Source organism: Bacillus sp. ISL-35, from assembly GCF_018613355.1.
Classification (GTDB): Bacteria; Bacillota; Bacilli; order Bacillales; family Cytobacillaceae; genus Mesobacillus.
Window position 1 is genome coordinate 92850 of the sequence record NZ_JAGGQK010000028.1, and the last position, 25249, is coordinate 118098.

22 protein-coding genes are annotated in these 25249 nt (G+C 44.9%); 3 read left to right on the top strand and 19 right to left on the bottom strand.

The genetic code is table 11. The features are described 5' to 3' along the window. Positions 1-32 precede the first annotated feature (32 nt). The 11 genes from hflC to J7E38_RS23545 all read right to left on the bottom strand — a co-directional run bounded on the left by hflC (position 33) and on the right by J7E38_RS23545 (position 10842). Positions 33-968: a protease modulator HflC gene (hflC, locus tag J7E38_RS23495; protein WP_215039006.1), complete on the bottom strand. Its 936-nt coding sequence runs from the start codon at positions 966-968 to the stop codon at positions 33-35. Beyond that, the gene (gene hflK / locus J7E38_RS23500; protein ID WP_214704791.1) at positions 961-1929 is read right to left on the bottom strand and encodes an FtsH protease activity modulator HflK; all 969 of its coding nucleotides are present in this window, start codon (positions 1927-1929) and stop codon (positions 961-963) included. The genes hflC and hflK overlap by 8 nt, the downstream gene beginning before the upstream one ends. Positions 1930-2217: 288 nt before the next feature. Further along, entirely contained in the window at positions 2218-2784 is a 567-nt protein-coding gene (locus tag J7E38_RS23505) for a DUF4256 domain-containing protein (protein ID WP_214704792.1), read from the bottom strand. A gap of 64 nt (positions 2785-2848) precedes the next feature. Then, entirely contained in the window at positions 2849-4615 is a 1767-nt protein-coding gene (gene pnpS / locus J7E38_RS23510) for a two-component system histidine kinase PnpS (protein ID WP_214704793.1), read from the bottom strand. Further along, positions 4612-5328, bottom strand: a complete 717-nt coding sequence (locus J7E38_RS23515) for a response regulator transcription factor (RefSeq protein WP_214704794.1) — start codon at positions 5326-5328, stop codon at positions 4612-4614. Before J7E38_RS23515 ends, pnpS begins: the two co-directional genes overlap by 4 nt. 133 nt (positions 5329-5461) lie before the next feature. After that, positions 5462-5938 carry a MaoC/PaaZ C-terminal domain-containing protein gene (locus tag J7E38_RS23520; RefSeq protein WP_214704795.1) on the bottom strand — a complete coding sequence of 159 codons (477 nt, stop codon included), beginning with the start codon at positions 5936-5938 and terminating at the stop codon, positions 5462-5464. 176 nt (positions 5939-6114) lie between these two features. Continuing rightward, positions 6115-6384: a hypothetical protein gene (locus J7E38_RS23525; protein WP_214704796.1), complete on the bottom strand. Its 270-nt coding sequence runs from the start codon at positions 6382-6384 to the stop codon at positions 6115-6117. A 43-nt stretch (positions 6385-6427) separates the two neighbouring features. Beyond that, on the bottom strand, positions 6428-7366 hold the full coding sequence (gene mdh, locus J7E38_RS23530; RefSeq protein WP_214704797.1) for a malate dehydrogenase: 939 nt from the start codon (positions 7364-7366) through the stop codon (positions 6428-6430). Between the two features lie 91 nt (positions 7367-7457). After that, on the bottom strand, positions 7458-8726 hold the full coding sequence (gene icd / locus J7E38_RS23535; protein WP_214704798.1) for an NADP-dependent isocitrate dehydrogenase: 1269 nt from the start codon (positions 8724-8726) through the stop codon (positions 7458-7460). A gap of 170 nt (positions 8727-8896) precedes the next feature. Further along, positions 8897-10012, bottom strand: coding sequence for a citrate synthase (gene citZ / locus J7E38_RS23540; protein ID WP_214704799.1), 1116 nt, complete (start codon positions 10010-10012; stop codon positions 8897-8899). Between the two features lie 371 nt (positions 10013-10383). Further along, positions 10384-10842, bottom strand: a complete 459-nt coding sequence (locus tag J7E38_RS23545) for a DUF441 domain-containing protein (RefSeq protein ID WP_214704800.1) — start codon at positions 10840-10842, stop codon at positions 10384-10386. Positions 10843-11133: 291 nt separating this feature from the next. On the opposite strand from J7E38_RS23545, the gene ytvI reads away from it, so the two are divergent. Then, positions 11134-12261 carry a sporulation integral membrane protein YtvI gene (gene ytvI, locus J7E38_RS23550; protein ID WP_214704801.1) on the top strand — a complete coding sequence of 376 codons (1128 nt, stop codon included), beginning with the start codon at positions 11134-11136 and terminating at the stop codon, positions 12259-12261. A gap of 114 nt (positions 12262-12375) precedes the next feature. On the opposite strand, the gene J7E38_RS23555 is transcribed toward ytvI, so the two are convergent. The 8 genes from J7E38_RS23555 to dnaE form a co-directional block, all read right to left on the bottom strand. Beyond that, a complete protein-coding gene (locus J7E38_RS23555) occupies positions 12376-12762 on the bottom strand; it encodes an FxsA family protein (RefSeq protein WP_214704802.1) in 387 nt (128 codons plus the stop codon). A 478-nt stretch (positions 12763-13240) separates the two neighbouring features. Further along, positions 13241-15001: a pyruvate kinase gene (gene pyk, locus J7E38_RS23560; protein ID WP_214704803.1), complete on the bottom strand. Its 1761-nt coding sequence runs from the start codon at positions 14999-15001 to the stop codon at positions 13241-13243. A 33-nt stretch (positions 15002-15034) separates the two neighbouring features. Next, the gene (gene pfkA, locus J7E38_RS23565) at positions 15035-15994 is read right to left on the bottom strand and encodes a 6-phosphofructokinase (protein ID WP_214704804.1); all 960 of its coding nucleotides are present in this window, start codon (positions 15992-15994) and stop codon (positions 15035-15037) included. Positions 15995-16359: 365 nt separating this feature from the next. Next, entirely contained in the window at positions 16360-17337 is a 978-nt protein-coding gene (gene accA, locus J7E38_RS23570; protein WP_214704805.1) for an acetyl-CoA carboxylase carboxyl transferase subunit alpha, read from the bottom strand. Then, positions 17322-18200, bottom strand: coding sequence for an acetyl-CoA carboxylase, carboxyltransferase subunit beta (gene accD, locus J7E38_RS23575; RefSeq protein WP_214704806.1), 879 nt, complete (start codon positions 18198-18200; stop codon positions 17322-17324). The genes accA and accD overlap by 16 nt, the downstream gene beginning before the upstream one ends. 220 nt (positions 18201-18420) lie before the next feature. After that, a complete protein-coding gene (locus tag J7E38_RS23580; RefSeq protein WP_214704807.1) occupies positions 18421-19044 on the bottom strand; it encodes a FadR/GntR family transcriptional regulator in 624 nt (207 codons plus the stop codon). Positions 19045-19051: 7 nt separating this feature from the next. Beyond that, positions 19052-20290, bottom strand: coding sequence for an NADP-dependent malic enzyme (ystJ, locus tag J7E38_RS23585; protein ID WP_214704808.1), 1239 nt, complete (start codon positions 20288-20290; stop codon positions 19052-19054). 221 nt (positions 20291-20511) lie between these two features. Then, entirely contained in the window at positions 20512-23874 is a 3363-nt protein-coding gene (dnaE, locus tag J7E38_RS23590) for a DNA polymerase III subunit alpha (RefSeq protein ID WP_214704809.1), read from the bottom strand. Positions 23875-24044: 170 nt separating this feature from the next. Here dnaE and ytrH point away from each other — a divergent pair, with 170 nt between their 5' ends. Together ytrH and ytrI are read left to right on the top strand one after the other, a co-directional pair. Next, positions 24045-24374, top strand: coding sequence for a sporulation membrane protein YtrH (gene ytrH / locus J7E38_RS23595; protein WP_144477380.1), 330 nt, complete (start codon positions 24045-24047; stop codon positions 24372-24374). A gap of 1 nt (position 24375) precedes the next feature. After that, the gene (ytrI, locus tag J7E38_RS23600; protein ID WP_214704810.1) at positions 24376-24879 is read left to right on the top strand and encodes a sporulation membrane protein YtrI; all 504 of its coding nucleotides are present in this window, start codon (positions 24376-24378) and stop codon (positions 24877-24879) included. The last annotated feature ends 370 nt before the right edge of the window (positions 24880-25249 follow it).

A 25249-nucleotide genomic window follows, 5' to 3' on the forward strand; every position in this document is an offset into this window, starting at 1 on the left:
AAAGAAAAATAACGGCCTTTGTCAGCCTTCTATTAATCTGTGTAGCCCATCAGCATCCTTGCGTATGGTGAATCGGATGGGAGGACAATCACGGTCTCGCCGTTGATTGTCTTTTTATAGGATTCAAGAGTACGGAACATGGTATAAAACTCAGGATCCTTTGAGAACGTTTGGTTATATACTTTTGCAGCTTCCCCTTCTCCTTCACCGCGGATGGTTTCTGCGTCAGCTGTTGCCTTAGCCAAAATCTCTTTCACTTCACGGTCTGTCTGGGCAATGACCCTGTTCTTTTCAGCATCCCCCATTGATAGATATTCCTGGGCCTTTGTTTCACGTTCAGAGATCATACGGGTAAAAACTGATTTTTCGTTCTCTCCAGGTAGATCTGTTCTTTTCATCCGGACATCTGTAACTACGACACCATAGTTACCGCCGTCAAGCAATTCATTGACCTTTTCAGTTACCCTGTCATTCAACGAACCACGGGAGGAATTTTCATCATTGATGATTTCATCATAGTCAAGCTGCCCCAGTTCAGAACGGACAACAGAGTAGATGAATTCTTCCATGCGCGATTCCGCACCCTCCAGAGTCCTTGCATTGGAAATCATCTTTTTCGGATCCTCAATACGCCAGATTGCATAATTATCGATGAGGATTCTCTTTTTGTCCTTTGTATTGATTTCCGCCTGTGAGACATCATAAGTCATTTGATACTTTGGCAGGGTGGACACACTCTGGATGAATGGAACTTTATAATTAAGTCCAGGTTCCTTTACAATTCTGACAACCTCACCGAACTGTCTCACTACTTTATATTCGCCTTGTTTAACAACGAAAACATTGGTGAAGATAAAAACCAGAAGGGCAATGAGAATAATCAGGAAAATCCCCAACTTCGTATAGTTTCTCCAATTGAACGAACCGCCGCCGCGTTCCTTCAAATCAATCACGTTTTGATCAGCCATTATTCTTTTCACTGCCTTCCTGCTCTGACTTAGGCTTATCTGCTTCAAGCGGGCGAATCGGGAAGTACTTCATTGTGTTGCCGTCATCGTTCATGATGTATATTTCCGTTCCCGGCAGCACCTGCTCAAGTGTTTCCAATATCAGACGCTGTCTGGTGATTTCCGGATTTGATTTGTATTCAACATACATCTTATTGAATACCGCCACGTCACCGCGCGCCCGTTCGATTCTGGCAGCTTTGTCACCTTCTGCCCTTGAAATAAGCGCATCCTTTTCACCCTTCGCTTCGTTCAATTTCTGGTTGCGGTACTTCTTTGCTTCATTTATTTTTGTATTCATCGTCTCACGAGCATCTGTTACATCTGTAAAAGCTTTGCGGACTTCTTGATTTGGCAGTTCAACATCCTGGAGCTTTACCCCAAGGACGGAAACACCCATATCATACTTTTCAATCAAGGATGACAATAAGTCACGGACATCCGCTTCAATTTCTGCTTTCCCGGAGGTCAGGGCGTCATCTATTTTGGAGCTGCCAATGATGCTTCTGACAGAGGCCGAAGTTGAATCATACAAAATCTCTCTTGGATTATCAGCATTGTATAAATATTTTGCCGGATCAGTAATTTTCCATTGAACAACCAGATCGGCCAGCACAATATTCTCGTCACCCGTAATCATCTTCGTTTCATCCGGAAACTCGACGATTTCACCGTTTTTCTCTTCATAGCCGAACTGAAGGCTGAATGTTTCCTTCGATAATGTCTCAACACTCTGGATTGGCCAAGGAAGCTTGAAGTGCAAGCCAGGTTCACTAATTCCCGCCTCTACCTTCCCAAATGTCAAAATGACCGCCTGTTCTGATTCATCGACTGTATACCAGGTCGTGAAAGCAGATAGGCCCAAAATAATGGCAAGAACGACAATACCGCCCGTCACGTAAATCTTTTTTAAGCTTACCATCGAATTCCCCTCTTCCTATGTTTCTGTCTATGTTTGTTTTTACGATTATAAGTCACAAAAGTTTCAAAAAGTATGATTTTTGTAATATAGTTTTGCATCATTAGCTTTTTAGGGGAATGAAAAAAGCACAAGCGGGGTCTGCTTGTGCTTCTTTCGGCTCCTTGGATGAAGGGGTTTTCACTAATGATGATAGCAAGAAAGTGTTAAGAAAAAATAAACCTCTTGTTAAGACTATGTAAATTTGGAAAACCTTTCTCATCCAAAGCTTTATTCTGGTCAATGGAGGATTTACACCTTTAGAGCTCCGCGGAACCCTCTTGCAGCATAGTACGAATCTGCTCCATTGTGATATAAGAACACCGTATCGTAACGGCGGTCACAAAAAAGTGCGCCTCCAAGGCTTCTAATATGATCCGGCGTTTGCACCCAGCTCGACGTTTTCAAATCGAAATTCCCGAGCTCTTGCAATTCTCTGTATTGCTGCTCTGTTAAAAGTTCGATCCCCATGTCAGCTGCCATGTCCATGGCGTTATTTTCAGGTTTATGCTTTTTCCTGGACTCGAGCGCTTCACGATCATAACAAACACTTCTGCGGCCTTTAGGGCTTTCAGCTGAGCAGTCATAGAAAATGACTGCTCCTGTCTCTTTCTCTTGGCCAACAACATCCGGTTCTCCGCCTGTTCTTTCCATTTGGTTGAGTGTCCACATTTTTTCCATATTCATTTCAAGCCTCGCTTGAACATCCGCCCAGACAATACCTTTATGACGATCCATATTTTTTTCAAAACGTGTTTTTAAAATCAAGAGCAGGTCCTCTTGCTCTTCCGGTAATAATTCCGTCGTTCTATCTGGCATACAAATTCCTCCTATTCATAAAAGGCTCTGCTTGCACTTCTCTTAAGCAGGCATGAACACCTTCTTATTGAGGCAGCTTCTTATAAAGCTTAATGGTAAAGGTGGTTCCTTTCCCGACATCACTTGTTACTTCAATTTGCCCTCTATGGGCTTCCACGATATGTTTGACGATGGCTAGGCCAAGGCCTGTTCCCCCTGAATTCCGGCTCCTTGCCTTATCCACCCGGTAAAAACGTTCAAAAATCCTTGGAATCTCACTTTTTTCAATGCCAATTCCTGAATCCTTTACCACAACGGAAACAGTGTCTTCGTGGTCAATTAACGAGATTTCCACACTGCCGCCATTTAGGGAATAAGTGATGGCATTGCTGACGAGGTTGATCAGTACCTGCTTCAGTCTGTCAGCATCTCCTTCAATGGTCGCCTGCTGTTCTGGCCCATCAAGCATAAGCGTGATATCCTTTTCTGCAGCTTTTCCTTCTAAAATCTCAATGACTTCAGCTGCTTGCTGGCGGAGATCCACACTTCCAGCTGAAAGATGGAAACCATGCTGTTCAATCTTGGAGAGGTCAAGCAATTCCTGTATCAATACTTGCAGTCGGTCACTTTCTTTCAGGATAATTTCAAGAAAAGCTTCCAATGTATCTTTATCATGCATCGCTCCATCCAGAAGTGTTTCCGAAAAGCCCTTGATCGAGGTGATGGGTGTCTTAAGCTCATGCGAGACATTGGCCACAAAGTCTTTTCTCATCTGCTCGAGTTTTTTCAGCTCGGAAATGTCATGGAATACAAGAAGAATTCCTTTCCAGACATTGTTTGTCCCGATGATTGGCACTCCGTACACTTCAAAATGGCGCCTTTCTATCTCAATAGGAAGAACGACTTGCTTCCTTACTTTTTGCTCAGTCATGAAAATCTCTTCGACCATCCTGATGATTTCCTCATGGTCAATGACTTCATAATAAAGTTTATACAGGTATTCAGAAGACTCCACATTGAAGATTTCCTTATAGGGCTTATTGATCAAGTTAATAAATCCCCTGCTGTCAATCAAGATCAGGCCGCTGCCCATATTTTCGATCAATGCCGTCAACCTGTCCTGCTGTGATTCCTTCAGCTTCATCAGTTCCTGAAGGTTTCTGGCAAGGATATTGATGGAAGAACTCAGCATCCCCGTTTCGTCTATATGATCCTCATATGTCCTTGCACGGTAGTTCCCTTTAGCCAGCTCGATCGCGACATTTGTCGCAGACTCGATTGGTTTCGTATAGCGGTTCGTGATCCTTGTACCGAGGAGGATGATCACGACCAATGCCATGCCAAGACTAATGGTAAGTATCCACCAGATTTGGCGATACGCTTTCTGCAGTTCATCAATCTTTGTTGTCAGAAATACATAACCTTCTTTTTCACCGTTATGAATGAGGGGGTTCCAATAGTAATGCAAGTCAAAGCCCCCGCCAACTTCAAGATCGCTCTGCGTTTTAGGCGTCTCTTCCACGATATCCCCAATAATATCCTTATGTCTGCTGATTTTTGTGCTTGATAGTTCACCAGTGTCATAATGGATATCACCGTCAAGGTCAACGATGGTAATCCTGGCGTTCAGCAACCGGCCCATCCTTAGGATTTCTTCTCGGTCCAGTGAGCCAAGCCCTCCATTTTGCTCAATATTGGAGGTTAAAAGATTCATTTCAATCTTCAGGCGTTCATTGAATGAATTGATATAATAATTCTTGAATAATTGCCCCAACACAAGGCCAAGGCCTATTAACACGATGATGATCAAGGTAATAAGGGCAAATAAGAGCCGTGTCCTGTACTTTGTCATTCTCCCTTCGGTTCCTCCAGCTTATAGCCAAGGCCGCGGATTGTTTTGATATAGGAAGGCTTCTTTGTGTTCTGTTCGATTTTTTCGCGCAAGTGGCTTATATGTACATCTACAATTCTTGTATCACCGGCAAAGTCATAATTCCAGACCGCGCTTAACAGTTGGTCCCGCGTCAGAACCCGGCCTTTATTTTTGGCCAGATAGAGAAGCAATTCGAATTCCTTCGGTGTCAATTCGAGCAGGTCTTCCATGAAATACGCTTCATAGAAATCCGGCATGATCCTGAGTTCGCCAATTTTGATCTGTCCCTCGTCCTCCTGCTTCTCCTCGACAGGATCCGGCACTGCCTGCACCCTTCTAAGGATCGCTTTTACCCTTGCCACAACCTCCCGCGGGCTGAACGGCTTCGTCATGTAATCGTCTGCACCCAGCTCCAGGCCAAGCACTTTGTCAAACTCGTCATCCTTTGCCGTCAGCATTAAAATCGGGACATTGATTTTCTGCTGCCTAAGCAGCTTGCATACTTCCATGCCGTCAAGCTTCGGAAGCATCAAATCCAGGACCATTAAATCCGGTTTTTCTTCTGCAGCAAGGCGGATCCCTTCCTCACCGTCCATTCCGGTCACAACGGAATAACCAGCCTGTTCCAGATTATACTTCAGCAGCGTCACAATAGATTGTTCATCATCTACAACCAAGACCTTCTTGTTCATATAAGCCTCCAAAAAAGTTATTACCCCTGATTCATCCAATTAACTCTATCTACATTATAATATCAACCCGCCGTGTAAAATCAAATTTTAAAAAAATGAAAAAGGATGTACAAATGAATGTACATCCCGAAGCTCAAAAATTCTCCAGTGCCTTACCGTCCATTCGCTGCACTGGATATGGCGGACAGACGAGCATCTGACCCTTTACCACTGTCTCATCATCTTCATTTTTTCCAGTAACCGTAATCACAACATTATGCTTGCTCCTGATGACTTCGGTCACTTCAAACAGGAATTGCACGGTTCCATAATGATAGACAGGTTTCACATATTCTATATCCTGCTTAAGAATATGGCTTCCAGGTCCCGGAAGATATTTGGAAACAGCCGAAGTGATGATGCCATTCAGCATGATTGCAGGAACAATCGGCTTTTCATATGGTGTTTGCGAAGCATAATCATGCTGGATATACAAAGGATTCGCATCATTGGTCAAACCCAAATACAACAGGAGGTCTTTGTCCTCGATTTTCTCTGTTAGTGTCAATTTTTCTCCGACAGTGATTTCTTCTATTTTCCTGCCAAGCTTACGTTTTCTTCCAAGCAGCATAGCGTTTACCCCTTTGCAATAGAAGTTCGATTTAGTTGCATTATATTCCCCTGTCCGAAAACAATATACGTCCCATATTGGAAAAAAAATCGGGGAAGGTTCCCCGATTCTTTTTTAGGCTGTTTTCGAATCGATTGATTCATGGCACGTGATGTAATAAGTTTAGCTCTGTTAAATCAGACTGTTGATTTTCGTTCCAGGCGCTTCGCTTTCCGCTGGAAGAATAATGAAAAAGCCCAACTGCCGGCTTTTTCAAAAAGCAATTCTTCCTGGCTGGCGCTGAGCCTCCTCGTCGCTTTGCTCCTGCGGGGTCTCACCTGACCAGCTATGCCCGCAGGACATTGAATTGGCTTCTTCGAACCTGCCCACGCACGATGGAAATGCGGTAGCATTTTCGGAGGAGTCTTCGCGCCTTCCACTACAATCAACAGGAGTAAAAACGACATTGGGCTTTAACAGAGCCAATTTTTTTACGAATCAGTGTCCGTTTTAAGCCAAAACCGCCATAACATTACGCACTGCTTCTGCTGATTTATCGAGTGCGGCTTTTTCATCTTCTTTCAGTTCGAGTTCAATTACTTTCTCGATTCCGCCGGCTCCAAGGATTGTCGGTACTCCCAGGTAGATTCCTTCATATCCATATTCGCCTTCAAGATAGGCAATCGCTGGAAGAACACGGCGCTGGTCTTTTAGGATTGCTTCACACATTTCTACCAGTGAAGCTGCAGGCGCATAGTAAGCGCTGCCATTTCCAAGAAGGTTGACAATCTCGCCTCCACCTTTGCGAGTGCGCTCTACAATCGCTTCCAGGCGTTCTTTTGGAATTAATGTCTCAAGTGGAATGCCTCCTGCATATGAATAACGCACAAGTGGGACCATGTCATCGCCGTGGCCTCCAAGGACAAAACCAGTCACATCTTTTACCGAAAGATTCAATTCCTGGGCTACGAATGTACGGAAACGAGCAGTGTCCAATACACCTGATTGTCCGATTACACGGTTCTTAGGGAAACCTGATTCTTTGAAAATAGTATAAGTCATCGCATCAACCGGGTTAGTCAAAACGACGATAAAACTATTAGGAGAATGCTTGGCGATTTCCTGGGCTACACTCTTCATGATTTTCTGGTTCGTCTGGACAAGATCATCACGGCTCATGCCAGGCTTGCGGGCAATACCTGCGGTGACAACAACGATGTCTGAGTCTTTCGTGTCCTCATAGCTGGATGTACCGGTAATGTTCGCATCAAATCCCTGGACAGGACTCGCTTCAAGCATATCAAGCGCTTTACCCTTTGTCGGGTTTTCCATTTGCGGGATATCAACCAATACTACATCCCCAAGTTCCTTCTGTGCAAGCAAGAATGCTGTTGTTGCTCCTGTGAATCCTCCACCAATGACTGAAATCTTTTTGCGTTTCAATGACATAAGGCTTCCTCCTCAGAACAAATATATTTTTATAAAATATATGTTATTTATGTAAAGGCTATCCTATAAAAGGATAGCCTTCCGTACATTTTTAGCCCATGTTCTTGATCAATACATCGCCGAACTCAGAAGTCTTCACTTCTGTAGCACCATCCATCAAACGAGCAAAGTCATATGTTACGACCTTTGAAGCGATTGATTTTTCCATTGATTTAACGATCAGGTTCGCAGCTTCAGTCCAGCCAAGGTGTTCAAGCATCAGGACGCCTGAAAGGATGACGGATGAAGGGTTAACCTTATCCAATCCAGCATATTTCGGAGCAGTTCCGTGAGTAGCTTCGAAAATAGCATGGCCTGTTTCATAGTTGATGTTTGCGCCAGGAGCGATACCGATACCGCCTACCTGTGCAGCAAGTGCATCAGAAATATAGTCGCCGTTCAGGTTCATTGTTGCAACAACATCGAACTCCTTCGGACGAGTAAGGATTTGCTGAAGGAAGATATCTGCAATCGCATCTTTAACGATGATCTTGCCAGCAGCCTCTGCATCTGACTGTGCTTTGTTTGCTGCATCTGTACCCTGATCTTCTTTGATCTTGTCATACTGAGCCCAAGTGAATACCTTATCACCGAATTCTTTTTCAGCAAGTTCATAACCCCAGTTTTTGAACGCGCCTTCTGTGAATTTCATGATATTGCCTTTATGTACAAGCGTTACTGACTTACGGCCTTCTGTGATGGCGTAGTTGATCGCTGAACGTACAAGGCGCTCTGTTCCTTCTTTGGAAACAGGCTTGATGCCGATACCTGAAGTTTCAGGGAAGCGGATTTTATTTACACCCATTTCATTTTGCAGGAATGCAAGAAGCTTCTTGACTTCATCAGATCCACTTGCATACTCGATGCCAGCATAGATATCTTCTGTGTTTTCACGGAAAATGACCATATCAGTGTCCTGTGGACGCTTTACAGGTGATGGAACACCTTCGAACCAGCGTACAGGGCGCAAACATACAAACAGGTCAAGCTCCTGGCGCAAAGCAACGTTCAGGGAACGAATACCGCCGCCGATTGGTGTTGTCAGTGGACCCTTGATTGCGATCAGGTATTCATTGATCAACTCTAATGTTTCGCTTGGAAGCCACTCGCCAGTTTGGTTGAATGCCTTTTCTCCAGCTAAAACTTCTTTCCAGACAATCTTGCGCTCACCCTTGTATGCTTTTTCAACAGCTGCATCAAGAACGCGGACAGAAGCTGCCCAGATATCCGGACCTGTGCCGTCACCTTCGATAAAAGGAACGACTGGGTTGTTTGGTACGTTTAAAACTCCATCTTTGACTGTGATTTTTTCACCTTGCATTGTTTTCTCTCCCTCCAAAATCCTCATTATTTCAGAATCAAAGGTTAGCAGGCTTATATGCCTCTAACCTTTTCTCAGGGAAGCCAGACAAGTATGACTGACTTCCCTCACTCTCCTATTACAGCAATTTTTCACTAAAAAGTAAAATATTGCTCCTCTATTTCTAAAAATTATCTCATTTCGATGGCAACATATTCCTGCTTGCCAGGTCCTGTATAATCAGCACGAGGGCGGATCAGACGGTTGTTGTCATACTGCTCAAGAATATGCGCAAGCCATCCGGATACACGGCTTACAGCAAAAATTGGCGTGAACAGATCATGGTCGATGCCAAGGCTGTGATAGACGGATGCAGAATAGAAGTCCACATTCGGCGGCAGATTCTTTTCGCCTGTCACGATTTCTTCGATCTTAGTGGACATATCGTACCAGTGTGGTTCGCCAGTAAGCTCAGTCAGTCTCTTGGACATTTCTCTCAAGTGCTTCGCACGAGGGTCTCCCTGACGATAAACACGGTGTCCGAAGCCCATGATTTTTTCTTTGTTTGCAAGCTTTCCGCGGATTGCCGGCTCAACATTTTCGAGAGTGCCGATTTCAGTCAGCATCTTCATAACAGCTTCATTTGCTCCTCCGTGAAGAGGTCCTTTCAGCGCACCGATGGCAGCGGTAACACCTGAATATACATCAGAAAGTGTTGCAACGCATACACGTGCAGTGAAAGTTGATGCATTTAGCTCATGGTCAGCGTGCAGGACAAGCGCCTTGTTCATCGCTTCTACCGCAACTTCATCAGGCTCATCGCCAGTCAGCATGTAAAGGAAGTTTGCCGCGAAATTAAGGTCTTCTCTTGGTGCGATTGGCTCAAGACCTTTCCTGACTCTTGCGAATGCCGTAACGATTGCCGGCATTTTAGCCTGCAGACGGATCGCCTTTCGGTAATTCGCTTCTTTTTCCATTACATCGGCTTCATCATCATATAAGCCTAAAAGAGATACAGCCGAGCGAACGGCAGCCATCGGATGGACTTTATCGATCGGGTACATCTTGAAATGCTCGAGCACTTCCTTAGGCAACGCTGCATTTTCTGCAAGCTGCTTCTTCAATTCGTCCAATTCTGCCGCTGTAGGAAGCTTGCGGTGCCATAATAGGTAAATCACTTCTTCGAAACTAGCATTTTCAGCTAGATCGTCAATGTCATAGCCAACATAAGTCAGCGTATCATCGATGATAGAACTGATAGAAGATGTTGTTGCCACTACCCCTTCAAGACCACGTGTTACTGTCATACTCAATCTCTCCTTTGTAGTTTAATTTCCCCATATCCCATAATTTGTCTGTATGTGAATTGCTGTTCAGGACAGCGATCAGAAAAAAAGAAATTTCTGACACTTTATACGAAAAGCCGAACCATACGCCGGCGACAGACCGATTCAGACCGGATTTGCCATACACAAGATGGTATCGAGCGCTTGCTCAGGCAGCCGGCAAAAAAAGAAAATGCTTACATTTTATAAAATGAAAAAAACCGTGGATTCCCGCTTCTCTCCCTAGCCTATAGAGGGAATGGAAGCAGTTACAAGTCCTATTATAAACAATTATCTGACATTTGTGAATGAAAACAACTTAATTCAGCAGAAAATATTATTTTAAAAAAAGGCTATTTAATAAAATCAAAGATTTTCATTGCTGCATAGGCAATACCTGCCCCGATCAGCGGACCGACAGCTACACCTTTAAAAATTGAGACCGCTAGGATCGTTCCCAGGACGAGTGCAGTTGTGATATGAGGATCTTCAGCCAGCAATGTAACGCCGCCTTTTGCAAGTAGAGCAACTGCCATTCCGGAAATGAGGGCAATCCATGCATATGGCGATTTAAATGCACCAGATAAATCCTTGAAGCCAATATCACCGCTGGCAATCGGAGCCAGGACGGCAATCGTAATGACCGTCACACCCCAGTTAATGCCCTTTCCCTGGAGAAGCGAGAATGTCTTTGCTTCAAACCCCGCAATCTTCATTACAACAAGGACCAATACCGCGATGATTAATGATTGGTTCTTGGCCACAAAGGCAATCACCAGCAAAGTTAGTAAAAATAGCATAGGCTCTAGCATAAATTGTCATCCTTCCACGGTTAAAACTATTGTAACATAATTAAAAATATTACACCAAACAAGTAATGCCCCTCGTTTTCCATCTATTAATATACGCTGCAGGTAATTGTCCGTATTCACTATTAATTTCTTCAGTCCCTGTCAGGTTTTTAAAGGGATTTTCAGAAGGAAGTCGAATCTTTTTTATGGACAGACGTATATTGTAGAAAAGCTTTCAGGACTGGCAGCTTTCAGGACTGACAACAGGTAATAGCACCCACATGATTGCCCATTCCAAAAGGAGGAACCTGCTTGAATCTCGTATATCTTAATCGAACACTGCGCTTTCTTCTGGTCATCAGCGTGATTGTCGCAGGAGTATTTGCATTATTTTTTGTCTCAAAGGTCACCTATCCATTCATCATTGGATTCCTGATTGCATTTATGATGAACCCGCTCGTCAACTTTTTTCAAGAACGGGTGAAAATGCCGAGAGCCCTAGCAGTAATCATCGCCCTTGTCCTGATCATGTCCTTGTTTGCCGGACTGATTACTTTGCTTATTGTCGAAATCGCATCAGGAGCCGAATATCTGGCGATGGTTGTTCCCGAACACCTTGTTACACTGATTGATTACATAGAGCACTTATTCGCTGCACAGCTCATTCCTCTTTATAACCAGCTGGCTGGAATGTTCCAGAACCTTGACGCGGATCAGCAGGATACGATCATGAATAATATCCAGAATGTCGGCGCCAACATCGGGACCACTGCAGGGAATTTCATCAAGAACTTTTTCGAAAAAATCCCGAATATCCTTTCATGGTTCCCAAATGCAGCTACTGTTCTCATTTTCTCTCTGCTGGGAACTTTCTTCATCAGCAAAGACTGGTACAGATTATCTGCATTGAGTAACCGGCTGCTGCCGAACCGGGCAAGGACAAGCAGCAGAACCGTTTTCATCGATTTAAAAAAGGCGTTATTCGGATTCGTGAAGGCTCAGGCTACCCTGATATCGATCACAACGGTCATCATCCTGATCGGCCTGCTGATCCTTCGTATCGATTACGCGATCACGATTGCCCTTGTCACAGGGATTGTCGATATTATTCCCTATCTTGGCACGGGTGCAGTCTTTGTTCCATGGATCATCTATGAAGCAATCGCCGGTGATATGGCTACCGCCCTCGGTTTAGGTGTTTTATATATTGTCGTCCTCGTGCAGAGGCAGGTGATGGAGCCGAAAATTCTGTCCTCCAGTATTGGCCTGGATCCGCTCGCCACTTTGATTGCTCTATTTGTCGGCTTCAAGACCATCGGCTTCCTTGGTCTGATCGTCGGTCCAGTCGTCCTGGTTGTTTTCAATACCCTGCAGCGGGCGAATGTATTCCAGGATATATGGACATTCATCAAAGGAAAAGATGAAGTGATTATTAAATGATAATATTAATGCCGGACCTGTCACCAAAAAGACCTTTTTAGGATTACCTGATCCTGTCCCTGCATCTATAACAAAAAAACAAAACGCCAACCTTTAAGTGTTGGCGTTTTTATGTTAGCGGATTACCTTAATGGTTCCTCTATCAATCCAGTTGCGGAATAGTTTCAGCATCAATGCTTTGAAGAACTTCCTGGTTGGCGGCGCCAGGAGCAAACACCCCAGGGCATCGGTGATGAATCCAGGTGTCAGAAGCAGGGTTCCTCCAATTAGGATGCTTACTCCATCCAAGATTACATCTCCTGGCATCATGCCTTTTCTTAATTGGTCCTGTGTTCTTCTTATGGTTTCCAATCCCTGCTGCTTCGCCAGGTAAGCCCCGAGGAACCCGGTCAGGATAATGAGGGCTATTGTCGGCCAAATGCCGATTGTCTGTCCGGAAAGAAGCAGGACCCCAATCTCAGCAGTCGGAACAATAACTAAAATCAAAAAAATGTATTTCATTTTACACCTCAATGTGTTGGGATAGCGTGTCCTTCTATTATACGTGGCGAACAGGCGATAATACAATAATATGATTGCCCAGACCTCTAAAGACATGAAAGCTTGGTGAACACTAGTATTAGATTTCATGGAAGATATAATGCGGGTGACTTCGGACATTTTCTGCAGGTTCAGCCTCTGTTTTGTCCGAACATGGGGCGACTTCGGACATTTGCTGCAAGAGCAGTCTCTGTTTTGTCTGAACATGGGGTGACTTCGGACATTTTCTCCAAGTTCTGCTGCTTTTTTGTCCGAACATGAGGTGCCTACGGACATTTCCTGAAGAATCAACCGCTGTTTTGTCCGAACATAGAACATCTACGGACATTCCCTGCAGGTTCAGCCTCTGTTTTGTCCTAACGCGGGGCGACTTTGTCTGAAAATATAAATAAAAGCGTGAAATCTGTATGATTTCACGCTTTTCACTGGATTATTCAACTTATAATACGCTTGCGTGTCCTTTGTAAATGACACCTCTTGCAGAGTCAACGGTGATTTCCTGGCCATCCTTGAACAGGTTCATCGCATTTTCCACGCCTACGATGACTGGGATTCCAAGGTTCAGTCCGACAACAGCTGCATGGCTTGTCAAACCGCCCTCTTCCGTGATCAATGCGCTGCACTTTTCAAGGGCAGGTACCATTTCGCGGTCTGAGCCAATGGTTACAAGGATGTTGCCTTGTTTTACCTTGCTGATCGCTTCTTGTGCATCTTTTGCCACGACTACTCGTCCGTATGCAGATTTGCGGCCAATACCTTGTGCTTTTGCCAGGATATCGCCAACCACATGGATTTTCATCAAGTTGGTTGTGCCTGCTTCTCCTACTGGAACACCAGCAGTGATGACTACTAGGTCACCATGGGAAACATATTCGCTATTGACACTTTCCTCCACAGCACTTGCAAGCATTTCATCCGTCGTTTCTGCCTTTTCCCCAAGCTGTGGATATACTCCCCATACGAGGGCAAGACGGCGGACCACATGGTCATTAGAAGTAACAGCAATGATTGGTGCCTTTGGACGGTACTTCGAAATCATGCGTGCTGTATGTCCGCTTTCAGTTGGTGTGATGATGGCATTGACTTCTAAATTAAGCGCCGTATGCGCAACCGATTGTCCAATAGCATCAGTGATATTGTGTTCTGTCTCTTTACTGCGGAATGACAGCAATTCTTTATGATTAAGTGCTTCTTCTGCGCGAGAAGCGATATTGTGCATAGTCTGAACAGCTTCTACCGGGTATTGCCCAGCTGCTGTTTCACCAGATAGCATGATGGCGTCAGTTCCATCGAAAATCGCATTCGCAACGTCACTAGCCTCTGCGCGGGTCGGGCGCGGGTTACGCTGCATGGAATCGAGCATCTGTGTAGCAGTAATGACTGGCTTTCCTAGTGTATTGCACTTTTTGATCAGGTCCTTTTGAACGAGTGGTACCTCTTCTGCTGGAATTTCCACTCCAAGGTCTCCACGGGCAACCATCAATCCATCAGAAACTTCGAGGATTTCGTTGATGTTGTCAACGCCTTCCTGGTTTTCAATCTTAGGAATGATCTGGATATGTGATCCGTTGTTTTCTTCCAATAGCTGGCGGATTTCCAATACATCAGTCGCGCGGCGCACAAATGATGCTGCAATGAAGTCCACTCCTTGTTCGATTCCGAATAGGATATCTTTTGCATCCTTCTCCGTAATTCCTGGAAGATTCACAGAAACACCCGGCACGTTTACACCTTTTTTATTTTTAAGTGTACCCGTGTTCAGGACTTTCGTCTTGATTTCATTATTTTCCTTGTCGATGCTGATTACTTCAAGACCGATTAAGCCGTCATCAAGGAGGATTTTCGCACCTGGATGGACATCATCAATCAACTGGTCATAAGTAACAGAGAACTTATCAACTGTACCAAGAACCTCTTTCATTGATACGATGCATTCTTGACCTGTAGTCAGCTCGATCGCACCATTCTCCATATCGTTTGTGCGGATCTCAGGGCCTTTAGTATCAAGCAGGATACCTACCTTCTTCCCTGTTTTCTCCGCAGCTTCTCTGATATTCTTGATACGCGCTGCATGTTCTTCATGATTTCCGTGCGAGAAATTCAAGCGGGATACATTCATTCCTGCTTCAATCAGCTGAGTTAATTTTTCTACACTTTCACTTGCGGGACCAATCGTACAAACAATTTTTGTTTTGCGCATAGATTGCAACCTCCTGGTTTACTGTAAAAGAAATTAAATAGAAAGCTCTTTTGATAATTTATATAAGTTCAAATCAAGAGTGTGTTCTTTTGCCAGAGCTTCAATGATGTCATAGTCCACCAGCTGGTTCTTCTCCATACCGACAGCCCGTCCGCCTTTTCCTTCCAATAGAAGCTCTACTGCACGGGCTCCAAGACGGCTGGCCAGTACACGGTCAAATGCAGTCGGAGAACCGCCACGCTGCACATGCCCAAGAACCGTTACTCTCGTATCGAAATCTGTTTCTTCCTTTAATTTCTTAGCGAATTCATAGCCGTTCATGACACCTTCAGCAACAACGATGATACTGTGCTTCTTACCGCGTTCATGTCCTTTTTTAAGACGGCCGGCAATGTCCTTCATATCATGAGGGTCTTCTGGTATAAGGATTGTTTCAGCTCCGCCTGCCAAACCTGCCCACAGTGCGATATCACCAGCATTACGTCCCATAACTTCCACGACAAAGGTTCTTTCATGCGAAGAAGCGGTATCGCGGATTTTGTCAATTGCATCGATTACTGTGTTTAGTGCAGTATCGAAGCCGATTGTAAACTCCGTGCCTGGAATATCATTATCAATTGTCCCTGGAACGCCGACACATGGAAAACCTTGCTCTGTCAGGGCCTTTGCACCACGGTAGGATCCGTCGCCGCCAATGACGACCAGGCCGTCAATGCCGAATTTCTTTAGCTGTTCGATTCCTTTTTGCTGGCCTTCCTTCGTCTTGAATTCTTCACTGCGTGCGGAATAAAGGAATGTTCCTCCACGATGGATAATGTCACCTACGGAACCCAGTTCAAGTTTTTCGATATTTCCATTCATCAATCCAGCGTAACCACCGATTACACCATAAACCTCGACATCATGGAAAATACCCTTTCTTACTACAGCACGAACAGCAGCGTTCATCCCAGGCGCATCCCCGCCGCTCGTCAAAACACCAATTCTTTTCATTTTTTCATTCACCTCATTCGGTATCATCTATGTACTTTGCTGCTCTTTCGAATGGTTCCTTCAATATTGCAACTGTAAAATTCATGGAAGTCTACTTTTTACTCTTGAATATAAAAGCAACGAATCCGGAAAAACATACATAAAACTAATTACTGTGTATTCTGTTAGCTTCTCTTATTATGAACAGAATACCCGGGAATATTTCTAAAATAACATGTAGGGTGCGGTATCTCAACTGAATCCTCAATATTGACAATAAGTTGGAATTATCACGTAATTGCAAGCGCTTTAATAGGATGCTGCTGGGAAAAAGACAAGCCCCAGCAAGTTTCTCTGAAAAAAATAAAACGTGCTGTCAGCACGTTTTATTTTACCCCGATAAATTCTGTTGGAAACGAAAACTCGCCAATTCGTTTATATTTCTCATAGCGCTGGCTCAGCAATGTCTCTTCATCCAAAACCAGCAGCTCTGACATCGAGTCTTTTAAAATTTTATCCATATACTTTGCCTGCTGCTTCAAATCTTTATGTGCTCCGCCTTTTACCTCTGGGATGATTTCGTCAATGATCCCCAGTCCTTTGAGGTCAGGAGCAGTGATTTTCATCGTTTCAGCAGCTTTCTTCGCTAACGAAGAATCCTTCCAAAGAATCGCTGCCGCGCCTTCTGGTGAGATAACGGAATATGTGGAGTTTTCCAGCATGTGAATATAATTGCCTACACCCAGTGCAAGAGCTCCGCCACTTCCGCCTTCCCCGATGACCACACAAATGACCGGGACCTTCAAGCCGGCCATCTCGAACAGATTGCGGGCGATCGCTTCGCTCTGTCCCCGTTCTTCGGCAGCTTTTCCTGGATAAGCTCCCTTCGTATCAATGAAGCAAATGATCGGCCGCCTGAATTTTTCAGCCTGCTTCATCAAACGCAAAGCTTTACGATAGCCCTCCGGATGCGGCATGCCAAAGTTCCTGCGGATATTTTCCTTTGTATCTTTTCCGCGCTGATGGCCAATGACGGTTACCGGATAGCCATGGAACTTGGCAATACCGCCAACAATCGCTTCATCGTCCCCAAAGGTCCTGTCACCGTGACATTCAAAGAAGTCTGTGAAAAGCAAAGAGATATATTCAAGTGTTGTCGGACGATTTGGATGACGGGCAATCTGCACCCGGTCCCACGGCTTCATGTTCTCATAAATTTCTGATTCAAGCTTTTGCAGTCTCGCTTCTAACTTATCTATTTCAGATGTGAGATCCACATCCGTATTTTTGGTAAATTCCTTGAGCTCACTGATTTTTTTTCTTAATTCCAATACCGGTTTCTCGAATTCTAGTTCTCCTGCCATTCGAACGTCCCTCCTGGCTGATGGATTTCAAGTATTCCCGCAATCTTTTCCTTCATTTCGACTCTCGAAATCACTGCATCAAGCTGCCCATGCTTCAGCAAAAACTCTGCTGTCTGGAAGTCTTCCGGCAGTTCTTCTCGAATTGTCTGTTCAATGATCCTTCGTCCTGCGAAGCCAATCAGGGCTCCTGGTTCAGCGAAATTATAGTCCCCCAGACTGGCAAAGCTTGCAGAAACTCCTCCAGTGGTAGGATGAGTCATAATCGAGATGATCAGCCCTCCGTTATCGCTGAATCTTTTCAGTGCGACGCTAGTTTTCGCCATTTGCATCAGGCTCAATACACCTTCCTGCATCCTTGCTCCGCCTGACGCGGTAAAGATGATGAATGGAATGGACAATTCATCAGCCTTCTCGATCGCTCTTGCAATCTTTTCACCTACAACCGATCCCATGCTTCCCATCCTGAAAGTAGCATCCATGATCGCGATTGCGGCCTCATATCCGTTAACAGTCCCTATGCCTGTGACTACCGCTTCATTCAGACCCGTTTTTTCCCGGTCCTTTTCAAGCTTTTCTTCGTATCCCGGAAAACCGAGCGGATTGCCGGAGACCATTTCACGGTCCAGTTCACGGAAGCTTCCTGAATCCAGAAAACTTTCGATTCGTTCAGCTGAATTCATTTGATGATGATAACCACACTGTATACAAACCTTGCAGTTTTTATTCAGTTCTTTCGTATACATGATTTTTTTGCAGTTCGGGCATTTAGTCATGATTCCTTCAGGAACATCCTGCTTCGCTGCTTCAGAAGGAATTGTCGCGTACTTTTTCTTTTTCGTTTTCGTAAAAAGTTCCTTAAGCAATGTATAACCCCCTCCGAATAATACTGGTTGTTTTGTAATATCCTAAATTTGCAAGGCTTTACTTCCGCTTATTTTTGCAGTTGCGAAAAAACCTTTAGTCACAAAGCACTAGGTGGTCAGACCACTACAGCAAAAAAGAAAGAGAGTCTGCCATCCTGGCATCATAGGCATGTCCACAAGTATATAACATCCTCTCTTCGAAAGATGTTACTTCATGTCGTCATTCCGTCGACATTTTCCGCAGCATGCGATGCCTATTCAGGATCAGTTCTCCGTTCTTTGTTGCAAGCGCGTCCAGCAACAGATGGTATTCTTCTTTTTCAGCTGGAATTGCTTTCAGCTCAAGTGCCTTGTAATAATCATTCAATATATACCAAATTCGATAAAAAAGGTGATTGTCAGCAAGTTCGGCAATTCTCCTGAAAAATTCCTCGTCCTCAAAATTATGGTCATCAATCCAGACCTTTAATCTTCTGATTTCATCTTCCCGAATCTTTTCAGCCGCCAGGTATAGACAATCTGCCTCGATCATGTTTTTCGTTTCCACCACATCATCTTTGGCTTTTTTATCCTGCAGGATAAAGGTGCTTAATAATTGGACCAGCTGGTTGCCGCGGAAGTCCCTTATAAAGGTTCCTTCTCCCCTTCTTGTCTCGATCAGCCCGAGAAGTTCAAGGGCGCGCAAAGCTTCGCGAACAGAGGAGCGCCCAGCATTCAGGCGCTCTGAAAGTTCACGTTCGGAGGGAATTTTATCTCCGGGCTTCAAGCCGTCTTTATTAATCATTTCCCTTAGCTGCCTGACGATTTCCACATATACTTTCGTGCTCTTTTCAGGCTGTGCCACTAAGAAATCACTCACCTTTTCCTATCAATGCAAGGCGTTCAGTACGCTCCCTGACTTCCTGTGGATCCACTTTGATTCGTGCAACCCCGGTCTCCATCGCTGCTTTCGCGACAGCTGCGGCAACAGCCGGTGCTACACGGGGATCGAATGGACCAGGGATGACATAATCGCTTGAAAGCTCCGATTCCTCAATCAGCCCTGCGATGGCTTCCACAGCAGCCACTTTCATCTTTTCGTTGATATGGGTAGCCCTTGCGTCCAATGCCCCACGGAAGATTCCAGGGAAAGCGAGAACATTATTCACCTGATTAGGAAAATCGGAACGGCCAGTACCAATTACAGCCGCACCAGCAGCTTTTGCTTCCTCTGGCATGATTTCCGGCACCGGATTGGCCATCGCAAAGATAATTGAATCATTATTCATCGTCTGGACCATTTCTGAAGTCAGTGCTCCGGCAACAGAAACGCCAATGAATACATCAGCACCTTTGATCGCATCAGCCAGGGACCCTTCGACGTTGTCACGGTTAGTGAATTTCGCCACTTCGTCCTTTATGGCATTCATGCCGTTCGGGCGTCCTTCGTAAATTGCGCCTTTGGTATCACACATAATGATGTCACGGACACCGTATGAATACAGAAGCTTGATGATGGCAATTCCTGCAGCTCCTGCTCCGTTGGCAACTACCTTGATTTCATTCATTTTTTTCCCGACAATTTTCAGCGCATTGACGAGGCCTGCCACGGTCACAATCGCCGTTCCATGCTGATCATCATGGAAGACAGGGATATTCGTCTCTTTTTTCAATCGTTCTTCTACTGCAAAACAGTTTGGGGCAGCAATATCCTCCAGGTTCACACCGCCGAATGTTGGTTCAAGCAGCTTCACCGTTTCAACAATTTTATCCACATCCGTCGTGTTTAGACAGATGGGAAAAGCATCAACACCAGCAAAGCTTTTGAAAAGAACCGCCTTTCCTTCCATTACAGGAAGCGCGGCTTCAGGACCGATATTCCCCAGTCCAAGGACAGCAGTGCCATCGGAGACGACCGCCACCATATTGCCCTTCATTGTATAATCAAAAACAGTTTCCGGCTTATCATATATTTCCTTGCACGGCTCCGCGACACCCGGAGAATAGGCAAGGCTTAAATCTCTGGCATTCCTTACAGGCACTTTCGATTTAGACTCTAATTTCCCTTTATTCACACGATGCATGTGCAAAGCTTCTTCACGTAAAGTCAACTCAGGTCCACTCCTTAATTATGGGCTCTCTCCGACAATATCATTGCATTCATCATATTCCGCACTCTTGACTACGGCAGATTCTCTTCGATGAAAAATGCGAAAGATCAGCGACACAATAATAGGCGAACGGCCTGATTATTTATAAAAGCTGCCTACTTCAGTGGTCTGACCACACATATCCTTTTCCAATATAACACATCTATTATACTTGTAAAGAACTAATTTTTCAGGACAACATTCTTGTCGCCCAATACCTTCTTTAATTCTTCCACACTTCCCCGGTCTGTGTTCACGCTGAATTCATTTGGCAACATCATTGATTTTTCGGTCTCTTCGTTATACACAATAACCGGAACAGTACCATGATGTTTTTTCAAAAAAGCTTTAAGCTCATTCATTTTGCCGGTGCTGTCAGCGCCCCTCGCGATTCGCAGATACAAAACCGGCTTTTTCTGTCCGTTTTTTTCTGCTTCTTTTTCAATGTCCAGCACTTGCTGTACGATAAATTGGCTCCTTCCGTCCCGTTCATCGAACTTTCCTTCCAGCAGCGCCATTTCTCCCTGTTTCAGTACATGTCCATACTGCTTGTAAACTGCTGGGAAAACAACCGCTTCTGATTCTCCGCTTGCGTCACTGAGAGTGAGGAAGGCCATGGCTTCTCCTTTTTTGGTACGGATTTTCTTCTGCTCCGTTATATAGACGCCAAGCCTTATTTTGCTCCCCGGGGACTTTGACGCAATCTTTTTAACCCCGGCGGCCTCGAACTCCTTCTCATGGATGGAAACAGGATGCCTGGAGAGATAGACTCCCAGGACCTCTTTTTCAAGGCTGAGCTTGTCTTCTATTCGCATCGGGTCAACCTCTATATACTTCGGCTTCAGGGAAAACTCCGCTTCAGCGAACATATCGATCTGTCCGGAGTCATCCGGAGCTACGAGCTGTGCGTGTTCAATCGCCACATCAATTGTCGCTAAAAGGACGGCACGGTCCTGCCCGAATTCATCGAAAGCACCTGAATAGATCAGAGCTTCCAGCACTTTTCTTGTTGCAGCTTTGTGCGGTACACGGATGCAAAAGTCGAAAATATCCTTGAAATGCCCATTTCGTCTCGCCAGGAATATTTCCTTGAGTGATGCAATTCCGACGCCTTTGATTCCTGCCAGACTGTAACGCACACTGTCTCCTTCCGGCTGGAAGCTGAAAGCGCTTCTGTTGACCGATGGAGGCAGGAGCTTAATGTCCATTTGCTGCAGCTCCCTTGCATACTGGGCGATTTTCGCGTCATTGCCGATGGCGGAAGTCAGCAGGGCAGCCATGAAGTAAAGCGGATAATGGGTTTTGAGATAGGCGAGCTGATAGGCAATCATGCTGTAAGCGACAGCATGGCTGCGGTTGAATCCGTAATTGGCGAAACGGACGATTAAATCATAGACCAGTTGCGCTGTCTGCGCATCGTAACCCTTCTTTAATGCCCCATTAACGAAATGTTCCCGTTCCTGGGAAAGGACTTCCTTCTTTTTCTTCGAAACCGCTCTCCGCAGCAGGTCCGCTTCTCCGAGGGAGAAACCTGCCATCTTTGAGGCAATCTGCATGATTTGCTCCTGGTATACGATGACTCCATATGTATCGTGCAAGATTGGTTCGAGGTCCTTATGATAATAATCGATGGGCTGTCTCCCGTGCTTGCGGTCAATGAACAAAGGAATATTCTCCATCGGGCCCGGACGGTAAAGCGCATTGACTGCGACGATATCTTCAAACCGTGTTGGTTCCAGCCTTGTCAGTACTTTCCGCATTCCTTCAGACTCAAGCTGGAAAATACCTGTCGTCTCGCCCCTGCCGAGCAATTCAAACGTTTGTTTATCTTCGCCCGGGATATCATGGACCCTGAGCTTTTGACCGGTTTTATGCTGGATTGAATGCAGAATGGAATCGATTAAAGTCAGATTCCTTAAGCCCAGGAAGTCCATCTTCAATAAACCTATTTCTTCAAGATGGTCCATCGAATATTGGGTAAGGAACACTCTGGACTGGCCTGACTGGATCGGCACGACATTCGTTAGCGGCTGTTCGCTGATGACAACACCCGCAGCGTGAGTGGAAGTATGACGCGGCAAGCCCTCAAGTTTTATCGCCGTTTCAAGGATTCTCTTATTTTTTGAAGATTCTTCTATAAACTCCCTGAGTCCGGCTGATTCATTGACGGCATCCTTCAGTGAGATTCCCAGTCTTGAGGGAACAAGTCTGGAGAGCCGTTCGAGTTCCTTAGTGTTCAAACCGAAAACCCGGCCTACATCCCTGAGCGCTGCCTTGGCTGCAAGTGTTCCGAATGTAGCGATCTGAGCGACATGGAGCTCTCCGTATTTTGCCGCGACATATTCTATGACCTCATCCCTGCGATTATCAGGAAAATCGATATCGATATCGGGCATTGAGATCCGTTCAGGATTCAAGAACCTTTCGAAAAGAAGATTATGTTCAATTGGGTCAGCATCGGTAATGAACAGCACATAGGATACAATTGATCCGGCTGCTGAACCACGGCCAGGACCGATCAGAATCCCCTTTTCTCTCGAATACTTGATAAAATCCCATACAATCAAGAAATAATCGCTGAAGTTCATTTTTTTAATGATGGATAGTTCATATTGAAGTCTTTCCACATGCTGCCGTGAGGGATTTCCGTAACGTTTTTCAAGACCCTGGAAACAGAGTTCCTCAAGCATCCCATCGGCACTTTTTCCCGGTTCGACCGGAAACTTCGGCAAATGCCTTGTACCAAAGTCAAGCATGACATTGCACTCTTCAGCTATTTTCAGCGTGTTCTCCAAGGCTTCTGGATACTCCGAAAACAAATCGCTCATTTCTTTTGCGGGTTTCAGGTAAAATTCACTGCTTCCAAGTTTTTCACGAGCGTCATCCTGGAGTTTATCGCCATTCTTGATCGCAAGAAGGCACTCCTGGGCAAAGGAGTCCTCTTTTTCCAAATAATGCACCTGGTTCGAAGCAGCCAATGGCGTATTTGTTTCCGAGCCTATACCAGCCAGTTGTTTGACCAACTCCTTCTGCCCGGGAAGACCGTGATCCTGTATGGCCAGATAAAAGTTTTCCGTCCCAAAGATTTGTTTATATAAATCAACAGTATTTAATGCTTTATCTCTTTCCCCATTTGCCAAATAGTATTCTATTTCACCCCTGGTACCTGGTGTCATCGCAAATAGTCCCGCGGCATAATGCTTCAGCCACTTCACCGGGATTCCTTCGGGGGATTTCGTCTGTACAGCACTTGAAATTTTGATCAGATTCTGGAATCCCTCATTGTTTTTCGCAAGGAGAACAAGCGGGAAGGATTCATTTTCAAGAGAGGTACTGACAACATCAACTGTCAGGCCCAGCAATGGCTTGATTGAATTCCTCAGGCATTCTTTATAAAATGCAACCGTTCCGTACATTACATTATGATCCGTCAGAGCGAGTGCGGAAAAGCCTTTTGCCTTTGCATCGCGGACTAGCTGCTCGACTGTAGCCGTACTGGTGAGCAGGCTGAATGCACTATAGACATGAAGGTGAATAAACGGCATATCTCTCACACCCTTTAAAGGTAAGGTTTATCTTCTTTCATTATAGGCTTTTAAGGCAAAAAAAGAAAATATGTTCTCCTTTGTTCACATAACTTTAAACATATTGAAGCCAGATTGTCCATAAGATGAAGTACGAAGAAAAAATCGATTTTTTTAAAAGGGTGTATACGATGAACCAGCCATTTATCCCAGGTTTGTTTGAAGCATATTTCATTGCGCTAGGTGTTTTGCTTGGCGGCTCTTTAATCGGAGGATTGGCCGCTTTTTTAACAGGACAGCCTTTAATGACGGAAATCGCCCGTTTCTCCAGCTCCATCAGGATCTGGGCCATCATCGCTGCAATTGGCGGCACATTTGATACGGTCTATAGCTTTGAAAAAGGACTTTTGCATGGAGAAACAAAGGATATTTTCAAACAGTTCCTATTGATCCTTACTGCCATGGGCGGAGCGCAGACCGGTGCTCTTCTCATTGACTGGCTGACACAGGAGCATGTTTGATATGAGGGTTCCTCCTTATTACCGAAGGCCAGAATGGCAGCGATTCTTTTCCGGTGCAGCAGTTGGCGCACTCGTCAGCTGGGTTTTGTTTTTATATATGAATGGATCTTGGATGGAAAAACACGCGAAAACGATCGAGCAGCAAAAAGATGAAATCGCAGACTTGAAAAGTGACATCGAAATCTGGATGGAGGATTATGAAGAGTTAAACAAAAAGAACGAGGAAAAGCTCACCGTGCAGGAAATCAAGGTGAAAATCGTAAATGATAAAAAGTATAAACAGCTGGATACGCTCAGCATCTACGAAATCGAGGAGGAGACCAAAGGCCAGCTAAACATGCTCCTCGCCAAAGACCTAGATTCGGTTTTTAAAAGCCGGGAACTGATCACAAAGGTGATTGAAAACAAATCGATCAAGATCAGTGACAAACGCTATAAGCTAAAAATCAAATCAATGGTCATTTATACATCAGTCAGCATTTTGGTGGAAATCAGTCTGGATTGATAAGGTGAGCGTGTCCGTATTTGTGACTGTTTTTGATGAGAACATTGGTCACGGATAATCGTTTTTAGGACAGGTATAGCGAAGATGACCGGAAAGCTGTCATAATTCCTGCGTTTTTTTGACAGCTTTGAGCTCTGAACCCTGGAAAGCTGTCATAATTACTGCGTTTTCTTGACAGCTTTGAGCTCTACACTCTGATACCTGTCATAATCACCGCGTTTTCTTGACAGCATTGAGTTCCGAACCCTGCAAGCTGTCACAATAACCACGTTTTTTTGACAGCTTTGAGCTCGAAACCCGGAAACCTGTCAAAATCACCGCGTTTTCTTGACAGCATTGAGTTCTGAACGATTAAGCCCATATAATTGTG

What these genes read in the sequence shown, in the direction of transcription:
- hflC (WP_215039006.1), bottom strand. Translation starts at nt 968, where the DNA reads ATGGCTGATCAAAACGTGATTGATTTGAAGGAACGCGGCGGCGGTTCG.
- hflK (WP_214704791.1), bottom strand. Translation starts at nt 1,929, where the DNA reads ATGGTAAGCTTAAAAAAGATTTACGTGACGGGCGGTATTGTCGTTCTT.
- J7E38_RS23505 (WP_214704792.1), bottom strand. Translation starts at nt 2,784, where the DNA reads ATGCCAGATAGAACGACGGAATTATTACCGGAAGAGCAAGAGGACCTG.
- pnpS (WP_214704793.1), bottom strand. Translation starts at nt 4,615, where the DNA reads ATGACAAAGTACAGGACACGGCTCTTATTTGCCCTTATTACCTTGATC.
- J7E38_RS23515 (WP_214704794.1), bottom strand. Translation starts at nt 5,328, where the DNA reads ATGAACAAGAAGGTCTTGGTTGTAGATGATGAACAATCTATTGTGACG.
- J7E38_RS23520 (WP_214704795.1), bottom strand. Translation starts at nt 5,938, where the DNA reads ATGCTGCTTGGAAGAAAACGTAAGCTTGGCAGGAAAATAGAAGAAATC.
- J7E38_RS23525 (WP_214704796.1), bottom strand. Translation starts at nt 6,384, where the DNA reads ATGTCGTTTTTACTCCTGTTGATTGTAGTGGAAGGCGCGAAGACTCCT.
- mdh (WP_214704797.1), bottom strand. Translation starts at nt 7,366, where the DNA reads ATGTCATTGAAACGCAAAAAGATTTCAGTCATTGGTGGAGGATTCACA.
- icd (WP_214704798.1), bottom strand. Translation starts at nt 8,726, where the DNA reads ATGCAAGGTGAAAAAATCACAGTCAAAGATGGAGTTTTAAACGTACCA.
- citZ (WP_214704799.1), bottom strand. Translation starts at nt 10,012, where the DNA reads ATGACAGTAACACGTGGTCTTGAAGGGGTAGTGGCAACAACATCTTCT.
- J7E38_RS23545 (WP_214704800.1), bottom strand. Translation starts at nt 10,842, where the DNA reads ATGCTAGAGCCTATGCTATTTTTACTAACTTTGCTGGTGATTGCCTTT.
- J7E38_RS23555 (WP_214704802.1), bottom strand. Translation starts at nt 12,762, where the DNA reads ATGAAATACATTTTTTTGATTTTAGTTATTGTTCCGACTGCTGAGATT.
- pyk (WP_214704803.1), bottom strand. Translation starts at nt 15,001, where the DNA reads ATGCGCAAAACAAAAATTGTTTGTACGATTGGTCCCGCAAGTGAAAGT.
- pfkA (WP_214704804.1), bottom strand. Translation starts at nt 15,994, where the DNA reads ATGAAAAGAATTGGTGTTTTGACGAGCGGCGGGGATGCGCCTGGGATG.
- accA (WP_214704805.1), bottom strand. Translation starts at nt 17,337, where the DNA reads ATGGCAGGAGAACTAGAATTCGAGAAACCGGTATTGGAATTAAGAAAA.
- dnaE (WP_214704809.1), bottom strand. Translation starts at nt 23,874, where the DNA reads ATGCCGTTTATTCACCTTCATGTCTATAGTGCATTCAGCCTGCTCACC.
- ytrH (WP_144477380.1), top strand. Translation starts at nt 24,045, where the DNA reads ATGAACCAGCCATTTATCCCAGGTTTGTTTGAAGCATATTTCATTGCG.
- ytrI (WP_214704810.1), top strand. Translation starts at nt 24,376, where the DNA reads ATGAGGGTTCCTCCTTATTACCGAAGGCCAGAATGGCAGCGATTCTTT.